General features: G+C 66.8%; 1 pseudogene. It reads right to left on the reverse strand.

The features are described 5' to 3' along the window. A pseudogene (locus AAE045_RS24360) lies at nt 1-518 on the reverse strand (hypothetical protein); the annotation flags it as partial.

The raw sequence follows: 518 nt of genomic DNA on the forward strand, positions 1-518 counted from the left end.
CGACCAGGCGCGGAGTGGTGCTGGTGCCACGGCTGAAGGAGATCGCTTCGATGTAGTGCTCGTCGCGGGTCGCATCGATCTTGGAATACAGCGCATCCAGCGAGAATTCGGTGGCATCGCTCGGCTTCCACTGCAGGGTGCCGGTCACGCCCTGGCGCTTCTGCTCATGCTCCATCTGCACGTAGCGCGGGAAGCGCGGGTGGTAGACGTCGGCCGAACGGGCGGCGGCGAACGGCGAGGCCGCGTTGAAGTTGCCGTTGCTCGGGCCGTTGGCCCAGCGGCCGGTGTTGGAGCCTTCTTCCAGCGCCTGGCGCTCGGAATAGGCCACCGACAGCAACGCACCGAAGGTGCCGTCGGCGAAGGTGTTGGAAATCAGTGCGGCCATGCGCGGGTCGGCTTTTTCAGCCATCGCGTTGTAACCGGCCTGGCCGCTGGCGGCAAAGGTGAAGCCGTCATAGTCGAACGGGCGCGCGGTGCGCAGGTCGACCGTGGCCCCCAGCGAGCCTTCCTCGACGTCG

It is taken from the genome of Dryocola clanedunensis, from assembly GCF_038405435.1.
Classification (GTDB): domain Bacteria; phylum Pseudomonadota; class Gammaproteobacteria; order Enterobacterales; family Enterobacteriaceae; genus Dryocola; species Dryocola clanedunensis_A.